The 18,070-nt window shown below is 49.1% G+C and carries 17 protein-coding genes and 1 pseudogene; 16 read left to right on the forward strand and 2 right to left on the reverse strand.

What is annotated here, in order from left to right:
- The first annotated feature begins 204 nt into the window (after positions 1–204).
- From HGT70_RS02970 to tadA, 4 genes and pseudogenes are all read left to right on the forward strand, one after another.
- Positions 205–723: a type IV secretion protein Rhs gene (locus HGT70_RS02970; RefSeq protein ID WP_071431185.1), complete on the forward strand. Its 519-nt coding sequence runs from the start codon at positions 205–207 to the stop codon at positions 721–723.
- The gene (locus tag HGT70_RS02975) at positions 723–1,076 is read left to right on the forward strand and encodes a putative T6SS immunity periplasmic lipoprotein (protein ID WP_071431183.1); all 354 of its coding nucleotides are present in this window, start codon (positions 723–725) and stop codon (positions 1,074–1,076) included. Before HGT70_RS02970 ends, HGT70_RS02975 begins: the two co-directional genes overlap by 1 nt.
- A 179-nt stretch (positions 1,077–1,255) precedes the next feature.
- Positions 1,256–1,614: pseudogene (locus HGT70_RS16560) on the forward strand (hypothetical protein); the annotation flags it as partial.
- Between the two features lie 682 nt (positions 1,615–2,296).
- The gene (tadA, locus tag HGT70_RS02980; RefSeq protein WP_071431182.1) at positions 2,297–2,806 is read left to right on the forward strand and encodes a tRNA adenosine(34) deaminase TadA; all 510 of its coding nucleotides are present in this window, start codon (positions 2,297–2,299) and stop codon (positions 2,804–2,806) included.
- 2 nt (positions 2,807–2,808) lie between these two features.
- Here tadA and mltF read toward each other — a convergent pair whose 3' ends face one another.
- Positions 2,809–4,260, reverse strand: a complete 1,452-nt coding sequence (mltF, locus tag HGT70_RS02985; protein WP_071431180.1) for a membrane-bound lytic murein transglycosylase MltF — start codon at positions 4,258–4,260, stop codon at positions 2,809–2,811.
- A 270-nt stretch (positions 4,261–4,530) separates the two neighbouring features.
- On the opposite strand from mltF, the gene purL reads away from it, so the two are divergent.
- The 3 genes from purL to glyA all read left to right on the forward strand — a co-directional run bounded on the left by purL (position 4,531) and on the right by glyA (position 10,595).
- The gene (gene purL, locus HGT70_RS02990) at positions 4,531–8,421 is read left to right on the forward strand and encodes a phosphoribosylformylglycinamidine synthase (protein ID WP_214194851.1); all 3,891 of its coding nucleotides are present in this window, start codon (positions 4,531–4,533) and stop codon (positions 8,419–8,421) included.
- A 305-nt stretch (positions 8,422–8,726) separates the two neighbouring features.
- Positions 8,727–9,065 carry a nitrogen regulatory protein P-II gene (glnB, locus tag HGT70_RS02995; protein ID WP_214194852.1) on the forward strand — a complete coding sequence of 113 codons (339 nt, stop codon included), beginning with the start codon at positions 8,727–8,729 and terminating at the stop codon, positions 9,063–9,065.
- A gap of 276 nt (positions 9,066–9,341) precedes the next feature.
- Positions 9,342–10,595 (forward strand): serine hydroxymethyltransferase, encoded by a 1,254-nt coding sequence (gene glyA, locus HGT70_RS03000; RefSeq protein WP_214194853.1) that lies wholly within the window; start codon positions 9,342–9,344, stop codon positions 10,593–10,595.
- A gap of 63 nt (positions 10,596–10,658) precedes the next feature.
- Here glyA and suhB read toward each other — a convergent pair whose 3' ends face one another.
- Positions 10,659–11,462 (reverse strand): inositol-1-monophosphatase, encoded by an 804-nt coding sequence (gene suhB, locus HGT70_RS03005; protein WP_071431150.1) that lies wholly within the window; start codon positions 11,460–11,462, stop codon positions 10,659–10,661.
- 123 nt (positions 11,463–11,585) lie between these two features.
- On the opposite strand from suhB, the gene trmJ reads away from it, so the two are divergent.
- The 9 genes from trmJ (at position 11,586) to iscX (ending at position 18,061) form a co-directional block, all read left to right on the forward strand.
- On the forward strand, positions 11,586–12,320 hold the full coding sequence (gene trmJ / locus HGT70_RS03010) for a tRNA (cytosine(32)/uridine(32)-2'-O)-methyltransferase TrmJ (protein WP_071431148.1): 735 nt from the start codon (positions 11,586–11,588) through the stop codon (positions 12,318–12,320).
- A gap of 139 nt (positions 12,321–12,459) precedes the next feature.
- A complete protein-coding gene (gene iscR, locus HGT70_RS03015; protein ID WP_071431146.1) occupies positions 12,460–12,969 on the forward strand; it encodes a Fe-S cluster assembly transcriptional regulator IscR in 510 nt (169 codons plus the stop codon).
- Between the two features lie 75 nt (positions 12,970–13,044).
- Positions 13,045–14,259: an IscS subfamily cysteine desulfurase gene (locus HGT70_RS03020; RefSeq protein WP_071431144.1), complete on the forward strand. Its 1,215-nt coding sequence runs from the start codon at positions 13,045–13,047 to the stop codon at positions 14,257–14,259.
- 25 nt (positions 14,260–14,284) lie between these two features.
- Positions 14,285–14,671: a Fe-S cluster assembly scaffold IscU gene (iscU, locus tag HGT70_RS03025; protein ID WP_071431142.1), complete on the forward strand. Its 387-nt coding sequence runs from the start codon at positions 14,285–14,287 to the stop codon at positions 14,669–14,671.
- Positions 14,672–14,685: 14 nt separating this feature from the next.
- Positions 14,686–15,009 carry an iron-sulfur cluster assembly protein IscA gene (gene iscA, locus HGT70_RS03030; protein WP_071431140.1) on the forward strand — a complete coding sequence of 108 codons (324 nt, stop codon included), beginning with the start codon at positions 14,686–14,688 and terminating at the stop codon, positions 15,007–15,009.
- A 79-nt stretch (positions 15,010–15,088) separates the two neighbouring features.
- A complete protein-coding gene (gene hscB / locus HGT70_RS03035; RefSeq protein ID WP_214194854.1) occupies positions 15,089–15,604 on the forward strand; it encodes a co-chaperone HscB in 516 nt (171 codons plus the stop codon).
- Positions 15,605–15,613: 9 nt separating this feature from the next.
- Positions 15,614–17,464 (forward strand): Fe-S protein assembly chaperone HscA, encoded by a 1,851-nt coding sequence (hscA, locus tag HGT70_RS03040; RefSeq protein WP_214194855.1) that lies wholly within the window; start codon positions 15,614–15,616, stop codon positions 17,462–17,464.
- Positions 17,465–17,466: 2 nt separating this feature from the next.
- A complete protein-coding gene (fdx, locus tag HGT70_RS03045; RefSeq protein WP_071431134.1) occupies positions 17,467–17,802 on the forward strand; it encodes an ISC system 2Fe-2S type ferredoxin in 336 nt (111 codons plus the stop codon).
- Positions 17,803–17,860: 58 nt separating this feature from the next.
- A complete protein-coding gene (gene iscX / locus HGT70_RS03050; protein WP_071431132.1) occupies positions 17,861–18,061 on the forward strand; it encodes a Fe-S cluster assembly protein IscX in 201 nt (66 codons plus the stop codon).
- Positions 18,062–18,070 lie beyond the last annotated feature (9 nt).

Genomic DNA, 18,070 nt, shown 5'->3' on the forward strand with positions numbered 1-18,070 from the left:
GTTAACATGCCATACCTGTATAGGGTCACTATCAATCGCCCAGGGGAAACAGCATGATCACTACCTTTTCGGTGTGGGCATGGGTTCCGTTTTTCATGGGCACTTATCTGAAAGTTTCGAGGTCGATCCATAATACCTTGGGCATAAAAGCCTTATGATATAGGTTAAACGGGAATGGTTAAATGTTTGTGGGAAGGAGTCCCTATGCTTAAAAGAGGTGGTTTGCGATTATTAACTACGGGTGAAATTCGCCTGGCAATGGAGTTATATGGTCAAAGCATCCAATACAATCGGATATGGGTTCATCACGGTAGCTACTTACCATTCGGTATGCAGGAAAATAACACTGCGATGACCCCGAACGGCGAAATATGGTTTGAAACTAACGTTTATCGTGATGATTATTCGAAAAATTTAATAGATTTACAGCATTTGTTCATGCATGAAATGATGCATATTTGGCAATATCAGCGCGGTATGAATGTCAAAATTCGCGGTTTAGTTTCTTGGGCGGTAAATTACAAATACGATCTTGATAGAAAAATGTTATCTAGTTATCCCATGGAGCAACAGGCGAGTATTGTCGCGGATTATTGGTTACTTATCCGGTTCGGTTTTAACGGTTTTAAACGAATAGTCAATTACGTAAATTACGATAACACGGAGCCTAAAAAATCTTTGATTGTAAAATATCAGAAGGTCCTTGGCGGATTTCCTCTGTGATGAAATATGTATATTTATCGTTTATTCTTTTTTTCCTATCGGGTTGCGTTGGTGATAGGTTAGTTTTCCGTGATAAAGGTGATGCTGTTGTGCTTAAAAATTCTATTTGTATTGCGTCAGAATCCGGAGATATTTTAGATTATTATATGCTAAGTTATTCTGTAAATAATTATCATCCACCATTAGTTATGGAGGATGGTATAGCTAAAAAATATCCCGATACCTGTATAAAGATAGAATTAGTAAATAATGCCGATTACGGATTGGTTTACGCAATAAATGGAAAAAAATATCGATTTGAATTTAATATCGATGTTAACGGAAAAATAACAAAAACCTATAGCAAGTCGTAAAAAACATCCGACATTTAGCCGGGTGGGGGATCATCGATAAGGCAGCTTTGTTGAATAAATCGAATTTTTGCAGAATTGAAGGATCTGATCTCGTACTCCCTGACAACGCAGGCAGTTCCGTGGCAAAGCAGAAATTCAAAATCACCCACTGGCATACCTATAATAAAACCCTAATCAACTACGATACCCTGCTATGCCACGATGAACTGCGACGTAAAAAATCAGTGCACTAATCTCTTCCCGAAAAAGAGCGGCTTACTGGCTGGTTGATTACTCAGACTGTAATCGTGCCGTAGCGAATCAGCGAATTACCGGCAATAATGCGCGATGGAAGCAGGCAACAGATTACAACCACCGCCTGATAACGCAAACGGCGATGTACAGGGTGAAACAGCTGTGTGGCGGTTCACTGACGCTGCGTGATTATGATAGGCAGGTTGCGGAGGCTATGGCTATGGTGCGTCCACTGAAAAAATGGCGAAGTCAGCTATGTGAGAAAGTGTGCGTATTGCTTGAAAAGCCGACCCGCTACAGATAGGCTTACCCAAAAAATGGTGTAGCTAAGCTTCTGGGTCCCCAAATAAAACTATTATACTCTCTCGCAGGCTGTTCCTCAGCGGCTTATTGATGCAGGTTTTCATCCCCCAAACGAGTGATTTCACTCTTAGTAAGTCTGAAGGTGTTAACCTACCCGGCTGAAACCTCAATCTCTGTGACAGCACTGCTTGGTGGACGTTGATGGGTCGTGGAGCTAAGAATATATTGAACGATATACTGTCTATTATCGGCGAATGTATAAAAACTTGGCGGAACGCATAACCGGTTATTTTTTTAAAGTGAGTGACGGGGTGAGGTTAACAGATAGTTGTTAAGCTGGCGTGCCTCTTGGGTTGATAGCGATAAGGGTTGGATACAAATTTACGGCTTCTTGTACTAAAAAGCATATCTTTGAACTCACTCGGAGATATTAGTGGTTTCGTCAGCTTTTAATCTGTCCCCTGAACCTGGACAGCCAGTGAGAAGTACGACAGGAATTAACGTCATAGAAATTGAGAAGAAGCGTCTAGTAAACAATTTTAAATGACTTTTTTTCCAACACATTGTTCAAACAAAGGGCTATATTTTAGTCCCCGGCGCTTACCCTGCATCAATAATCTCCCCCTAAAATAGTAAGCAATGCGTATAATACCTCGTTATTGACTGCTTTAAGGATCGCGACTATGGATAATACTATCCCTGCTAATGATGACGAAAAATGGATGCGCCATGCGTTACAACTCGCGCAACGCGCTTATACATTGGGTGAGGTCCCGGTCGGTGCTGTATTAGTCTATCAACAGCAAGTGATTGGCGAGGGGTGGAATCTACCAATTAATGCCCACGATCCGACCGCACATGCGGAAATTATGGCCATTCGTCAAGGTGGACAGGCCTTAGAAAACTATCGTCTACTCGATACGACGCTATATGTCACCTTAGAACCCTGTGTGATGTGCGCAGGAGCCATGATTCATGGGCGTATTGGTCGGATAGTGTATGGTGCGAGCGATGCGAAAACGGGCGCGGCGGGATCGTTAGTTGACCTATTACGCCATCCTGGGATGAACCATCAGCCGATCATTAGTGGGGGAGTGTTAGCAGAAGAGTGTGGCAACATGCTCAGTGATTTTTTCAGGCAGCGACGAGCCGAAAAAAAAGCCGCGCGCCTTGCAGCGCGGGCAGAAGAATAAAGCTAATTCATCACTAATTGAGGTTCAAGCGGTGTCGTAGTAATGCCGCTTGGCGAATGTGGCGTATCGAGAGGCTGCTGTTCCATCTCGTTAAGATAGCCGACTAAACTTAGATTGTATTTACGAACTTTCTCAACATAGTTGTAGGCTTCTTGCCCGCGAGCGTAGCCGTAAGTCGTTTGTGAGTAGTAACGTTTTTTGCCGAGTAAAGGTAAACGTACTTTCACATCGCCCCAACTATTTGGATCGCCGCCTTGGTTAACCGTCAGCTGTCGAGCATCCATAAGATGGGCTAAGCCAATATTATAGGCAGCTAAGGCAAACCATATGCGTTCATCCTTCGGTATCTCGCGAGGTAAGCGCTGGAGTAGTCGCTGCAGATACTCGCTTCCTCCGCGAATACTCTCCTCGGTGTCGAGACGATTACTCACATCAAGACTGCTGGCGGTTGTCTTCGTCAACATCATCATACCCCTCACTCCGGTAGGGGAGGTGGCATGGGGATCCCAGTGCGATTCTTGCCACGCCATCGCCGCGAGCAACTGCCAATCAAAGTTCTGCGCATACTTTTCGAAAACCGGCTTCAGGGTCGGTAAGCGTGTATCTACGGCTTGCAAGAAACTCCGGGTATCGACGTAATCGAAGCTTCCTGAATGCCCTAAATATTTCTCTTCTAAACGCGCTAGCGTCCCTTGCTCATTGAGTTGATTGAAAAAATCCAACATTGCCGCGTGTAAACTATCGCTCTGCGCAGCACCAATGTACCAGTTTACGGGTTTGTCTTCGGTTACCGTAAACGCGACCGCCAGCTTCGGGTAAATACGCTGCATCATCTCAATCGTTGCAGAGTCCGCAATCGTGTAATCGATCTTACCTTCAACAACTTCCCTTAAGATCTGCTGCGGCCCCAGATACTGTTCTGTCGCCCACTGTAAATGCGGGGAACGTGCAGCTTTCTCTGCCTCAAGCGTCTGCGCGAAGGTGGAGCCTTCGAGGATACTTAAGGTGCCTTGCAAATCACTTAGGTTTTTCGGTCGTGGTTTATCGACACGATAAACAAGTTGTTGCGAAGTACTGTAATAAGCCGGTCCCGCGACAAATTCTTGAGCTCGGTTCGCATCCCAGTTCAAGCCAGCGGCTAACAGGTCTGCATGTTGCTCTGATAAGTCGTTAAACAAGCTCTTGATAGTAGGGCGGACTGTGACCTCTAACTTAACGCCTAAATAATCGGCAAAGCGTTTAGCGAGTTCGTAGTCCATCCCTTGCGATTGATCTTTAATCTGTTGGTAAGTCAGCGCCGAATTAAGGGTGCTGATCCGCAACACTCCACGCGCTTGGATCTGCGCGAGAGAATCTTGTTTCCCAGTGTGCCAGGGTATTGCTGGCCATAAAGCTGATGCTAATAGTAAGGTGACAAGACCGATAAAGAAATAATTAAATTTTATATATTTCAAATAGTTATCTCTCGTTTCTGCTCGCGCCCCCCTTAATATTGGGGAGTGAATCTTATGATTTCTTAGCGCAAGACGGAGTGCATTCTGAGCAATTTAACGCCAGAGAGCAACTTTTTAAGCAAGAAATGTTCAAGGTTAACTTACTTGATGAATACGATAAATTCCGCGCAAACGGTTTCGTATTGCAGCGAGATTTATTATACTAGCGCCGTTTTCCCACTGTAGCGCCAGTGTATGTCAGCCAGACATACCGACGACGAGAGATGATTAATGATGGAAATTTTGCGTGGTTCGCCTGCCCTGTCTGCCTTTCGAATTAACAAGCTAGTCACGACCTTTCAAGACCTTCAACTGCCTATTCGTTCACTCTATGCCGAATACGTACATTTTGCTGATGTAACTCAGCCGTTAACGGATACGCAAACAGCGCGACTAGAAAAATTATTACGCTACGGTCCCTCTTTAACCGAGCATACGCCACAGGGCCAATTACTCTTAGTTACCCCTCGTCCCGGAACCATCTCGCCTTGGTCATCGAAAGCTACCGATATTGCACACAACTGTGAACTCTCCGTGGTCAAACGGTTGGAGCGCGGTTTAGCCTTCTATATTGATGCCCCTGAATTGGACGAGAGACAATTTGCACAAGTCTCTGGCTTACTGCACGATCGTATGATGGAAACTGTCTTTACGACGCTTTCTGCTGCTGAGCAGCTCTTTACACAGCAAGAACCCCATCCTTTGACGGTGGTTGATATTCAACAAGGCGGACGCCAAGCGCTCGCCGAAGCGAACAGACGCCTTGGTCTGGCGCTGGCGGAAGATGAGATTGATTACCTGCTCAACGCTTTCACCCAATTGGACCGTAATCCTAATGACGTCGAGCTGTACATGTTTGCGCAAGCAAACTCAGAACATTGTCGCCATAAAATTTTTAATGCTGACTGGATTATCGACGGTGTAGAGCAACCCAAATCGCTGTTCAAAATGATCAAAAATACCTTTGAGGCGACACCCGATCATGTTCTCTCAGCCTATAAAGATAATGCTGCAGTAATGGAAGGCTCGGTAGCCGGTCGTTTTTATGCAGAGGCCGAAACGGGACAGTATGATTTCCATCAAGAGCCTGTGCATATTTTAATGAAGGTTGAAACGCATAATCACCCAACGGCAATCTCGCCATGGCCGGGCGCTGCAACAGGCTCAGGCGGTGAGATCCGTGATGAAGGGGCGACTGGTCGAGGCGCAAAACCAAAAGCGGGATTAACCGGTTTTTCTGTTTCCAACTTACGTATTCCTGGGTTTGAGCAGCCATGGGAAGAAGACTTTGGTAAACCAGAACGTATAGTCACCGCTCTGGATATCATGCTTGAAGGTCCACTAGGCGGTGCCGCATTCAATAACGAATTTGGTCGTCCGGCCCTTAATGGCTACTTCCGTACCTATGAAGAGAATGTCAACAGCCACAATGGCGAAGAGATCCGCGGTTACCATAAACCGATCATGCTAGCTGGCGGGATCGGTAATATCCGTGACGATCATGTTCAAAAAGGTGAGATCACGGTTGGAGCGAAACTGATCGTTCTCGGAGGCCCGTCGATGAATATCGGGCTGGGTGGTGGGGCCGCCTCATCGATGGATTCAGGCCAGTCAGATGCTGACTTAGACTTTGCCTCAGTCCAGCGCGACAACCCAGAAATGGAGCGTCGCTGCCAAGAGGTCATCGATCGCTGCTGGCAACGTGGTGAAGCAAACCCTATTCTCTTTATCCACGATGTGGGCGCGGGTGGGCTATCCAACGCGATGCCAGAACTCGTTTCAGATGGTGGGCGCGGCGGGCGCTTCGATCTGCGTAAGATCCTCAACGATGAGCCGGGGATGACGCCTTTAGAGATCTGGTGTAACGAATCTCAAGAGCGTTATGTCCTCGCGATCGATGCCGAAAAATTAGCGGAATTCGACGCGATCTGTCAGCGTGAGCGTGCGCCGTACGCGGTGATCGGTGAAGCGACAGAGCAACAACACCTGACGTTAAACGATCCACACTTCGCTAACCAACCGATCGATATGCCGCTGGATGTCCTATTAGGTAAAACCCCTAAAATGACGCGTGACGTTCGTCGTCAGCAGGCACAAGGCGATGACTTCACTGCCGAGGGTATCGATCTGGCACAGGCGGTCAAACGTGTACTGCATCTTCCCGCAGTCGCAGAGAAAACGTTCTTAATCACCATTGGTGACCGCACCGTTACCGGTATGGTCGCGCGTGACCAGATGGTCGGACCTTGGCAGATCCCGGTTGCCAACTGTGCGGTAACCACGACCAGTTTAGATAGCTACACGGGCGAAGCCTTTGCGATGGGCGAGCGTGCACCCGTTGCACTGCTCGATTACGCGGCCTCTGCCCGCCTCGCGGTAGGTGAAGCGCTGACCAACTTGGCGGCAACTGCTATCGGTGATCTCAAGCAGATCAAACTCTCTGCAAACTGGATGGCGGCGGCAGGACACCCTGGCGAAGATGCTGGATTATATGATGCAGTGAAAGCTGTCGGTGAAGAACTCTGCCCGGCGCTGGGGCTCACGATTCCAGTAGGCAAAGACTCCATGTCGATGAAAACCCGCTGGCAGGAGCAGGGCGAAGATCGTGAGGTGATCTCACCGATGTCATTGGCGATCACTGCATTTGCTCGAGTGGAAGACGTACGGCTAACGGTAACGCCAGAGCTACGTACTGACCGCGATAACCTGTTATTACTCGTCGATTTAGGCCAAGGACAACAAGCGCTGGGCGCCACCGCACTGGCCCAAGTCTATCGCAAGTTGGGTCAACAGCCTGCCGATGTACGCGATACTGAGAAATTACGCGGCTTTTTTGTTGCGATTCAACAGCTGGTTAGCGAGCGTGCCCTGCTGGCTTACCATGACCGCTCGGATGGTGGACTCTTTGTCACCTTAGCCGAGATGGCGTTCACCGGCCACTGCGCGATCGATGCCGATATTAGCGCGCTGGGGACTCAGCATATTTCAGCTCTATTCAATGAAGAGCTGGGCGCGGTAATACAGATCGCGTCAGAAGACCTTGCGACAGTTGAAGCTGTCTTCGCAGAACAGGGGTTAACTGACGAACTGAAAGTCATCGGTAAGGCAAGCAAAGGAGACCACGTAACACTCGTGGCGCAAGGGCAAACTGTCTATACCGAAAAACGCTCGCAATTGCGTGAGTGGTGGGCGGAAACGACGTGGCAAATGCAACGTCTGCGCGATAACCCGGCGTGCGCAGATGAAGAGCATCATGCGAAATTGGAAGAGCGCGATCCCGGACTTAACGTCTCGCTAAGCTTTGATCCAAATGAGGATATCGCTGCGCCGATGATTGCAACTGGCGCTCGTCCTGTGCTGGCGGTACTCCGTGAGCAAGGGGTTAACTCTCATGTGGAAATGGCTGCCGCATTCCACCGGGCAGGTTTCGATACCCGTGACGTACATATGAGTGATTTACTCGCAGGACGGACGACGCTCGACGATTTTCATATGCTGGCGGCATGTGGCGGATTCTCTTACGGAGACGTGCTTGGGGCCGGCGAGGGGTGGGCGAAATCCATTCTCTTCAATCCACGTGTACGGGACACCTTCGAGGCGTTCTTCAACCGTGATCAAACGTTGGCACTGGGCGTTTGCAATGGTTGTCAGATGGTCTCTAATCTCCGCGAGATTATCCCTGGTAGCGAATTATGGCCACGCTTTGTCCGTAATCAGTCCGAGCGTTTCGAGGCACGTTTCAGTTTAGTCGAAGTCGTGGAAAGCCCATCGCTAGTGCTAGAGGGAATGGTCGGTTCGCGCATGCCTATCGCCGTTTCCCATGGTGAAGGCTTCGTTGAAGTCCGCGACCAAGAGCATCTGCAACAGCTGGAAAGTCATAAACTGGCGGCTTTACGCTTCGTGAATAACCACGGTGAAGTGACTCAGCAATATCCGGCTAACCCGAACGGTTCTCCTAACGGCATCACCGCGGTAACGACAACGTCAGGACGCGTCACCGTCATGATGCCACACCCAGAACGTGTGTTCCGTACGGTCAGCAACTCTTGGCACCCTGAAAACTGGGGCGAAGATAGCCCATGGATGCGTCTATTTAGAAATGCGCGTAAACAGTTAGGCTAAGAGTCACTCTGGATAACTCCGAAAGCGTTGTCAGCCTATTTGTCTGGCAGCGCTTTGTTGTTATCATCCGCTGGATTCATTTACTGTTATGATGATACTAAGATTCATAAATATAAATGATGTTTTAAAGGTGCCCTCTGTCCTAGAGTTGATAATTGTTTATCCTATCTGGACATCACATCAGTGGGGCACCTTTTCCTCGTCCAGTGACTTCCTTAAATAATTACGCAATAATACCTTTCTCTCGCGTTAACCGTGCGGTAAGCCATCAGTGATGGTGACGCAACTGCTAATAAGGTTTTGTCATGAAGAAAATAGAAGCGATCATTAAACCCTTCAAATTGGACGATGTTCGAGAATCGTTGGCGGAAGTAGGCATTACCGGTATGACGGTCACGGAAGTCAAAGGCTTTGGGCGTCAGAAGGGACATACTGAGCTATATCGTGGCGCAGAATATATGGTCGATTTCCTTCCCAAAGTCAAAATTGAAATCGTAATTGCCGATGAGATGGTTGATACCTGTCTTGAAACTATCATGAAGACGGCACAGACCGGTAAGATCGGTGATGGCAAAATCTTTGTCGTAGACGTTGCGCGCGTAGTGCGTATTCGTACCGGCGAAGAAGATGAGGATGCGATTTAAAGTTCCTTCGCAATTGAGAATTGAGCAGGGAGGTTTCTGGTTTTCTCTGCTCAATTTTGCTCCTTTACAAAGCCCTCCTTACTAATTTTATCCTTCATTATCTACCCTCATCCAACGTAACATTGTGACTGGCAAAGCGTTCGAGGTTAAAAGCCAAACGATTGCGTAAAAAGACAGGCTTCTCTCTACCACCCAGCTTGAAAAGCGTTTACACTAACGGACATTACCCGTTGTGGGGGATTTTTGATGTTAAAAGCAAGCTGAGTGGAGATGGGAATGTTAAAGCGAGAGATGAACATAGCCGATTACGATGCGGCATTATGGCAGGCGATGGAGCAAGAAAAGGTGCGTCAGGAAGAGCATATCGAACTGATTGCTTCAGAAAACTACACCAGTCCACGTGTCATGGAAGCGCAAGGATCACAGCTAACAAATAAGTATGCTGAAGGCTACCCAGGCAAGCGTTATTACGGTGGTTGTGAGCACGTTGATATCGTTGAACAACTCGCGATTGATCGCGCCAAAGCGCTTTTCGGAGCCGACTATGCAAACGTCCAGCCTCACTCAGGTTCTCAAGCTAACTTCGGTGTATTTACCGCGTTGCTGAACCCAGGCGATACTATCCTTGGGATGAATTTAGCGCACGGTGGCCATTTAACTCACGGTTCTCCGGTCAACTTATCCGGTAAATTATATAACGTCATTCCTTACGGTATCGATGAGGCCGGGAAGATTGACTATGACGAATTAGCCGCGCTCGCTCAGCAGCATCAGCCGAAAATGATCATTGGCGGATTCTCGGCTTACTCAGGCGTATGTGACTGGGCCAAAATGCGTGAAATCGCGGATAGCATCGGCGCATGGTTATTTGTCGATATGGCACACGTTGCCGGCCTCGTCGCAGCAGATGTCTATCCCAATCCGCTTCCTCACGCACATGTGGTTACCACAACGACCCACAAAACCTTAGCGGGTCCACGCGGCGGGTTGATCTTGGCGCAAGGGGGCGACGAGGATCTGTATAAGAAGCTAAACTCTGCCGTATTCCCAGGTGGTCAGGGTGGCCCACTGATGCACGTTATCGCAGGTAAAGCGGTCGCGTTCAAAGAAGCGATGGAACCAGAGTTCAAGACTTACCAACAGCAAGTCGCGAAAAATGCTAAGGCGATGGTAGAAGTATTGCTCGCACGCGGTTACAACATCGTCTCCGGCGGGACTCACAACCATCTTTTCTTATTAGATCTGGTTGAGAAAAACCTTACCGGTAAAGAAGCGGATGCGGCGCTAGGTAGCGCGAACATTACCGTTAATAAGAACAGCGTACCGAACGACCCGAAAAGTCCGTTTGTGACATCGGGGATCCGTATTGGTACACCGGCGGTAACCCGTCGTGGCTTTAAAGAAGCCGAAGTTCGCGAATTAGCGGGCTGGATTGCCGATGTGTTGGACAACGTGAACGACGCTGCGACTATCGAGCGCGTAAAAGGCCAAGTATTGGCGCTTTGTGCGCGTTTCCCAGTTTACGCGTAATAGAGTTAGATAATAAAAAGGCCGCGATAGGTATCTATCGCGGCCTTTTTTATGAATAAGGACTTAGCGTTTTAATGCATCGCTTAACTGATCGCGCATTACGGATAACATATCACGGACGACGCGTGAGTTGCCTGCCACTATGTTTCCTGATTGCAGATAGCCATGCCCACCGGTGAAATCGGTCACCAGACTTCCCGCTTCACGAACGAGTAACTCGCCTGCTGCAAAGTCCCAAGGTTTTAAGCCAATCTCGAAATAACCATCGGTGCGGCCAGCTGCAACGTAGGCTAAATCTAACGCGGCTGAACCAGTACGGCGAAAATCTGCACACTTGGTGAACAGTGCCGTTACAACATTCATATAGCTTGCAGCGTGCTGTTTGGCTTTGAATGGGAAACCAGTTGCGAGAATTGTACCATCGAGATCGCGGGCGGTGCTGCCACGTAAACGGTAACCATTAAGCTGAGCGCCTTGACCACGTACGGCGGTAAAGAGTTCGTTACGCATCGGATCGTAAACGACCGCGACTTCAGTACGACCTTTAACACGTACCGCGATAGAGACAGAAAAGTGGGGGAAACGCTTGATGAAGTTACTGGTGCCATCCAGGGGATCGATAACCCATTGTATATCCTTATCTTCACCACCTAAATCTCCGCTCTCTTCCGTCACAATGCTGTGCAGAGGATAAGATTTACGGATGACTTCGATAATTAAACGCTCGGCGTCACGGTCAACGTTGGTAACAAAGTCGTTGGTGCCTTTCTGGTTTGTTTCTACTGCGTCAGGCGTTTCATAATTTTTGGCGATAAGATTGCCGGCCTTGCGCGCTGCGCGCACGGCGATGTTCAGCATCGGATGCATCGGTTATTCCCACTGGATGTTAAAGAACGAAAAATCGCGGCGAGTATAGCAGAAGGTTAAATAAAAGTCTCAGTTTATGTTATTCTTCGTGCATCATTTCTATTAGCGACACGAATCCTACTTATGTTACAGAATATCCGCATTGTCCTGGTCGAAACATCGCACACCGGAAATATGGGCTCCGTCGCCCGCGCAATGAAAACGATGGGTCTCTCTAACCTCTATTTGGTTAACCCACTGCTCAAGCCCGATTCGCAAGCGATATCCCTCGCGGCCGGAGCGAGCGACTTGATCGGCAATGCGACGATTGTCGATACCCTCGATGAGGCCATTTCAGGCTGTAGTCTAGTAGTCGGTACTAGCGCACGTTCGCGTTCGCTACCTTGGCCGATGCTGGATGCCCGTGAATGTGGGATTAAAAGCGTCGAGGAGGGGCAGCAGGCTCCAGTGGCATTGGTTTTCGGTCGAGAGCGTGTAGGGTTAACGAACGACGAATTACAGAAGTGTCACTACCACGTCGCCATTCCGGCTAATCCAGACTATAGCTCGTTAAACCTCGCGATGGCGGTACAGATCATCGCTTACGAAGTCCGGATGGCATGGTTAGCGAGCGAGGAAGCACCGGTTCCCGCTAAACACGATGAGTCCCCTTATCCTTTAGTCGATGATCTCGAGCGTTTCTATCAGCATATGGAAGGTATGATGATGGAAAGCGGTTTTATCCGTCAGGGTAACCCGAGTCAAGTGATGAGCAAGTTGCGTCGCCTCTTTACCCGCGCACGTCCGGAACGCGATGAGCTGAATATCTTACGCGGGATGCTGTCATCTTTTCAGAAGGGCGATCGTAATAAAGGGTAGGGCCGTGAGTACGCACATTCGGTTAAATACTTGAGTAATTTAGTCAGGTAAATAGTTGACCAATTCACTCAGGAATGTCAGACTGTTCGCATCAATTATTTAACATTCTGACAACTGTGAAAACCGAGGTCGCATCACAATGAGACTGACATCCAAAGGGCGTTACGCAGTCACCGCTATGTTAGACGTTGCGTTACACTCACATGAAGGGCCAGTGCCCCTAGCGGATATCTCAGAACGTCAAGGTATCTCGCTCTCATATTTAGAGCAGCTGTTCTCTCGCCTCAGAAGGCACGAACTCGTTGCCAGCGTGCGTGGACCGGGCGGCGGTTATCTTTTGGGTCAGCAGGCTGGCAATATCTCCGTCGGTACCGTGATCATGGCGGTAGATGAATCGGTTGACGCGACTAAGTGTCAAGGCAAAGAAGGATGTCAAGGCGGCGAGCGCTGCTTAACGCATGCGCTTTGGCGTGACCTTAGCGATAGAATCAGCGATTTCTTAAATAACATTACGCTGGCGGAATTGGTCAATAACCAAGAGATCTTGGATGTTGCCGGTCGCCAAGTGACTGTCGATAACCGTCGTTTTCAACATGCTGGCCGTTTAGCAGAAAAAATCGACGTGAAGTTACGCGCTGTCGGCTCGTAGCCATTACACTGATATCGACGCCCGAATTCAATAAAATATAACATGCAATGAAGTGATGTACGGAGCTTAAGAGCAATGAAATTACCAATTTATCTCGACTACTCAGCGACGACACCTGTTGATGCTCGCGTTGCTGAAAAAATGATGCAGTTCATGACCCAAGACGGCAACTTCGGTAACCCAGCGTCGCGCTCACACCGTTTCGGTTGGCAGGCGGAAGAGGCAGTTGATATCGCGCGTAATCAAATCGCTGAGCTGATCGGCGCTGACCCACGCGAAATCGTTTTCACCTCTGGCGCGACTGAGTCGGATAACCTTGCAATCAAAGGTGCCGCGACGTTTTACCAGAAGAAAGGTAAGCACGTCGTCACGGTGAAAACCGAGCATAAAGCGGTACTCGATACCTGTCGTCAGCTCGAGCGCGAAGGCTTTGAAATCACCTATTTATCGCCGCAAGCCAATGGCCTCATCACTTTAGAGCAATTCACTGCAGCGTTACGTGACGATACGGTGTTGGCATCGGTTATGCACGTAAACAACGAAATCGGTGTGGTACAAGATATCGCAGGCCTGGGCGAGATTTGCCGGGCTAAAGGTATTATTTTCCATGTCGATGCGACGCAGAGCGTGGGTAAATTACCTATCGACCTCTCGACCTTAAAAGTCGATCTTATGTCTTTCTCTGCACATAAAATCTACGGACCGAAAGGTATCGGTGGCTTGTATGTGCGCCGTAAACCCCGTATCCGTCTTGAAGCACAAATCCACGGTGGTGGACACGAGCGTGGCATGCGTTCAGGGACTCTGCCTGTGCACCAAATCGTCGGTATGGGCGAAGCGTACCGTATTGCCAAGGAAGAGATGAGCACTGAGATGGCTCGTCTGAGTCAACTGCGTCGTCGCTTGTGGGATGGCCTGAAAGATATGGAAGAAGTTTATCTGAACGGTGATCTAGAAAACGGTGCCCCGAACATTCTTAATGTCAGCTTCAACTATGTTGAAGGCGAGTCGCTCATTATGGCACTGAAAGATCTTGCTGTATCTTCGGGTTCAGCTTGTACTTCTGCTAGCTTGGAACCTTCCTACGTACTCCGTGCGTTAGGTATGAACGATGAACTGGCTCATAGCTCAATTCGTTTCTCTTTAGGACGTTTCACCACTGAAGAAGAAGTCGATTATGCTATCGACCTATGCCACAAATCTATCGGTCGCCTCCGCGATTTATCTCCATTATGGGAGATGTTTAAAGCTGGCGTAGATTTAAATAGCATCGAATGGGCGCACCACTAATTTTAGGTTTCTGGAGAAAAATATCATGGCTTACAGCGAAAAAGTAATCGATCACTATGAAAACCCACGTAACGTGGGATCGTTCGACAATGCAGACCCAAGTGTTGGGAGCGGCATGGTTGGCGCACCAGCGTGTGGCGATGTGATGAAACTACAAATTAAAGTGAGCGATAGCGGGATTATCGAAGATGCTCGTTTCAAAACCTATGGTTGTGGTTCTGCAATTGCCTCAAGCTCACTAATCACTGAGTGGGTAAAAGGTAAATCATTAGACGAAGCGCAGAGCATCTCTAACATGCAGATCGCCGAAGAACTTGAGCTACCGCCAGTGAAGATCCACTGTTCTATCCTCGCGGAAGATGCGATTAAAGCGGCTATCGACGATTATAAGAGCAAGAAAACTGCTAAGTAAGTTAGGGAGCGATTATGTCTATTTCCCTGAGTGACTCAGCGGCAGCTCGTGTAGGTGCCTTCCTTACCAACCGCGGACAAGGCGTAGGCCTTCGTCTTGCGGTTCGCACCTCAGGGTGCTCCGGCATGGCTTACGTTTTAGAGTTTGTCGATGAGTTACAGCCCGACGATCTTGTTTTTGAAGATAAGGGCGTTAAAGTGATTGTTGATGGAAAAAGTCTCGTCTACCTCGATGGCACGGAGCTAGACTTCGTGAAAGAAGGATTAAACGAAGGCTTTAAATTTAATAATCCGAATGTCAAAGACGAATGCGGTTGTGGCGAAAGCTTCAACGTATAGTTTTGATGTCATACACTGATTTAACTCATCGCCCCAGCTCGCTGGGGCGATGAGTTTGTCTTATGCGAACTGAAAGCTTATGAACTTTTTTACGCTGTTTGATCTGCCAGAAAGCTTCACGCTCGACACCTCGTCTCTCGCCGAGCGTTATCAAGCTTTACAACGTCGTTATCACCCGGATAATTTTGCCACTCAGCCTGAAGGCGAGCGCTTACAAGCCCTTCAGTACGCGGCCAATATCAATCAGGGTTATCAAGCCTTACGCAAGCCTTTACCTCGTGCTGAATACATCCTGTCGTTACATGGTTTCGATATCAATAACGAACAACACACTATGCACGATACCGAATTTCTGATGGCGCAACTCACATTACGCGAGACGCTCGAAGAGATCGAGCAGCAACAGGATGGCGACCGTTTAACAGACTATTTAAGCGATATCAAACAGCAACATAAAGCCCTAATGAGCGTTGTCGCGCAGCAGCTCGCTGAGCAACAGTGGCAGCAAGCAGCCGACACAGTGCGTAAACTCCGTTTCTTCTCCAGACTGGCCGAGCATGCCGAAGCGCTGGAAGAGAAGTGGCTCGATTTTTAAGGACAGACGATGGCGTTACTTCAAATCAGCGAACCCGGCCTTAGCGCGGTTCCGCACCAGCGTCGATTAGCCGCTGGTATCGACTTGGGGACCACCCACTCCTTAGTGGCTACAGTACGCAGTGGCCAAGCGACAACCTTGCCCGATGAGCAAGCCCGCGATCTGCTCCCTTCGGTCGTGCGTTATGCTGCGAAAGAGACAATCGTTGGCTGGGCGGCTCGAGAACAAGCGGTATCTGATCCAGCACATACTTTTAGTTCGGTGAAACGCTTATTAGGGCGCTCCTTGACCGACGTACAACAGCGTTATCCGCAACTTCCTTATCACTTCACCGCAAGTGAGAATGGCCTACCGCTGATGTCGACTCCGCAGGGGCAGGTAAACCCGATTTTGGTCTCGTCTGCGATTCTAGCCACCTTGGCGAAGCGCGCGCAAGATACCCTCGGGGGAGAACTCGATGGAGTTGTGATCACGGTTCCCGCTTATTTCGACGATGCGCAACGCCAAGGTACAAAAGATGCAGCACGTCTCGCAGGACTAAACGTATTACGTCTCCTCAATGAGCCAACCGCCGCTGCGGTCGCTTATGGGTTGGACTCTGGACAGGAAGGGGTTATCGCCGTCTACGACCTAGGTGGTGGGACCTTCGATATTTCGATTCTTCGTCTTAGCCGCGGCGTATTTGAAGTGCTGGCAACAGGTGGCGATTCGGCATTGGGCGGGGATGATTTCGATCAGCTGATCGCTCAATGGGTCCAACAACAGGCTGGTATCACCGATCTCTCCGATCGTCATTTACTGCGTCAGGTGTTGGATGCAGCAACACAGGCGAAAATTGAACTAAGTCGCGCATCAGAAACCTCGATTACCATTGGAAACTGGCAAGGGACATTAACCCGCGAACAATTTGAACAGCTCATAGCGCCATTACTCAAGCGTACCTTATCGGTATGCCGCCGTACGGTAAAAGATGCGGGTGTTGAAGACGATGAGATCGCGCAAGTCGTGATGGTAGGCGGGTCGACGCGCGTACCCGCCGTGCGCGAACGTGTAGGTGAATTCTTCGGTCGCGAACCGCTAACATCAATCGATCCTGATAAAGTGGTTGCACTCGGTGCGGCGATCCAAGCGGATATTTTGGCGGGTAATAAACCGGACAGCGAGATGTTGCTACTCGATGTTATCCCGCTATCCTTAGGCTTGGAAACCATGGGCGGCCTCGCGGAGAAAGTCATTCCGCGTAATACCACCATTCCCGTGGCGCGCGCGCAAGAGTTCACCACCTTTAAAGATGGTCAAACCGCGATGAGTATTCATGTATTGCAAGGGGAGCGGGAGTTGGTAGAAGATTGCCGCTCACTCGCTCGCTTTGCGTTACGGGGTATTCCGGCGATGCCTGCAGGGGGCGCCCATATTCGGGTGACCTTCCAAGTCGATGCAGACGGCTTATTGAGCGTTACGGCAATGGAAAAATCGACGGGCGTCGAGGCCTCTATACAGGTTAAACCCTCTTATGGGTTAACTGAAAACGAAATTGCGACCATGCTTACCGACTCGATGACTCACGCTCGCGACGATATCTCGGCGCGTAAGCTGGCTGAACAGAAAGTCGATGGGCTGCGTGTGTTAGAAAGTTTAGCGGGAGCATTAGCTGAAGATGCTGCCCTGCTTAGCCAAGATGAACAGCAAGCAATTAACGCCGCACAAACCGAACTGCGTAATGCAGTGGCGGGGAGTGATGCTGAGCGTATTGCTGACGGAATAAAACAACTCGATCAAGTAACCCAGAACTTCGCCGCGCAACGGATGGATAAATCCATTCGTCAAGCGTTGACCGGACATTCTGTGGATGAGGTTTAATTATGCCAAAAGTAGTGATTTTACCCCACGCCGATTTATTACCGGATGGCGGTGTCTATGATGCGACCCCTGGAGAAACCGTTCTGGATGTGGCGCTGAGAAATGGAATCGATGTCGAGCATGCCTGCGAGAAATCCTGTGCCTGTACTACCTGCCACTGTATCGTTCGCGAAGGCTTCGATTCTCTGGCGGAAAGCTCGGAGCTCGAAGACGACATGTTAGATAAAGCGTGGGGCCTAGAGCCGGAGAGCCGCTTAAGCTGCCAAGCACGCGTTACTGACGAAGATCTTACTGTCGAATTCCCACGCTATACCGTGAACCACGCGCGGGAACATTAATTAATTCCTCTTCGGGCCAGACTTATTATCTGGCCCGATTGTTATGGAGATAATGAGCATGTCGTTAAAATGGACCGATAGCCGCGAGATCGGCGAAGCCCTTTATGACCTCTACCCCGATACCGATCCGAAAACCGTAAGATTCACGGATCTCCATGCCTGGATCTGTGGGCTAGAGGATTTCGATGATAATCCTGACGCATCAAACGAAAAAATTCTAGAAGCCATTCTGTTAGTCTGGATTGACGAATACGAATAATTAGAGGAG

Source organism: Rosenbergiella collisarenosi, from assembly GCF_018494085.1.
Classification (GTDB): Bacteria; Pseudomonadota; Gammaproteobacteria; order Enterobacterales; family Enterobacteriaceae; genus Rosenbergiella; species Rosenbergiella collisarenosi.

Coding starts and splice junctions, on each gene's coding strand:
- HGT70_RS02970 (WP_071431185.1), top strand. CDS start 205: ATGCTTAAAAGAGGTGGTTTGCGATTATTAACTACGGGTGAAATTCGC.
- HGT70_RS02975 (WP_071431183.1), top strand. CDS start 723: ATGAAATATGTATATTTATCGTTTATTCTTTTTTTCCTATCGGGTTGC.
- tadA (WP_071431182.1), top strand. CDS start 2,297: ATGGATAATACTATCCCTGCTAATGATGACGAAAAATGGATGCGCCAT.
- purL (WP_214194851.1), top strand. CDS start 4,531: ATGATGGAAATTTTGCGTGGTTCGCCTGCCCTGTCTGCCTTTCGAATT.
- glnB (WP_214194852.1), top strand. CDS start 8,727: ATGAAGAAAATAGAAGCGATCATTAAACCCTTCAAATTGGACGATGTT.
- glyA (WP_214194853.1), top strand. CDS start 9,342: ATGTTAAAGCGAGAGATGAACATAGCCGATTACGATGCGGCATTATGG.
- suhB (WP_071431150.1), bottom strand. CDS start 11,462: ATGCATCCGATGCTGAACATCGCCGTGCGCGCAGCGCGCAAGGCCGGC.
- trmJ (WP_071431148.1), top strand. CDS start 11,586: ATGTTACAGAATATCCGCATTGTCCTGGTCGAAACATCGCACACCGGA.
- iscR (WP_071431146.1), top strand. CDS start 12,460: ATGAGACTGACATCCAAAGGGCGTTACGCAGTCACCGCTATGTTAGAC.
- HGT70_RS03020 (WP_071431144.1), top strand. CDS start 13,045: ATGAAATTACCAATTTATCTCGACTACTCAGCGACGACACCTGTTGAT.
- iscU (WP_071431142.1), top strand. CDS start 14,285: ATGGCTTACAGCGAAAAAGTAATCGATCACTATGAAAACCCACGTAAC.
- iscA (WP_071431140.1), top strand. CDS start 14,686: ATGTCTATTTCCCTGAGTGACTCAGCGGCAGCTCGTGTAGGTGCCTTC.
- hscB (WP_214194854.1), top strand. CDS start 15,089: ATGAACTTTTTTACGCTGTTTGATCTGCCAGAAAGCTTCACGCTCGAC.
- hscA (WP_214194855.1), top strand. CDS start 15,614: ATGGCGTTACTTCAAATCAGCGAACCCGGCCTTAGCGCGGTTCCGCAC.
- fdx (WP_071431134.1), top strand. CDS start 17,467: ATGCCAAAAGTAGTGATTTTACCCCACGCCGATTTATTACCGGATGGC.
- iscX (WP_071431132.1), top strand. CDS start 17,861: ATGTCGTTAAAATGGACCGATAGCCGCGAGATCGGCGAAGCCCTTTAT.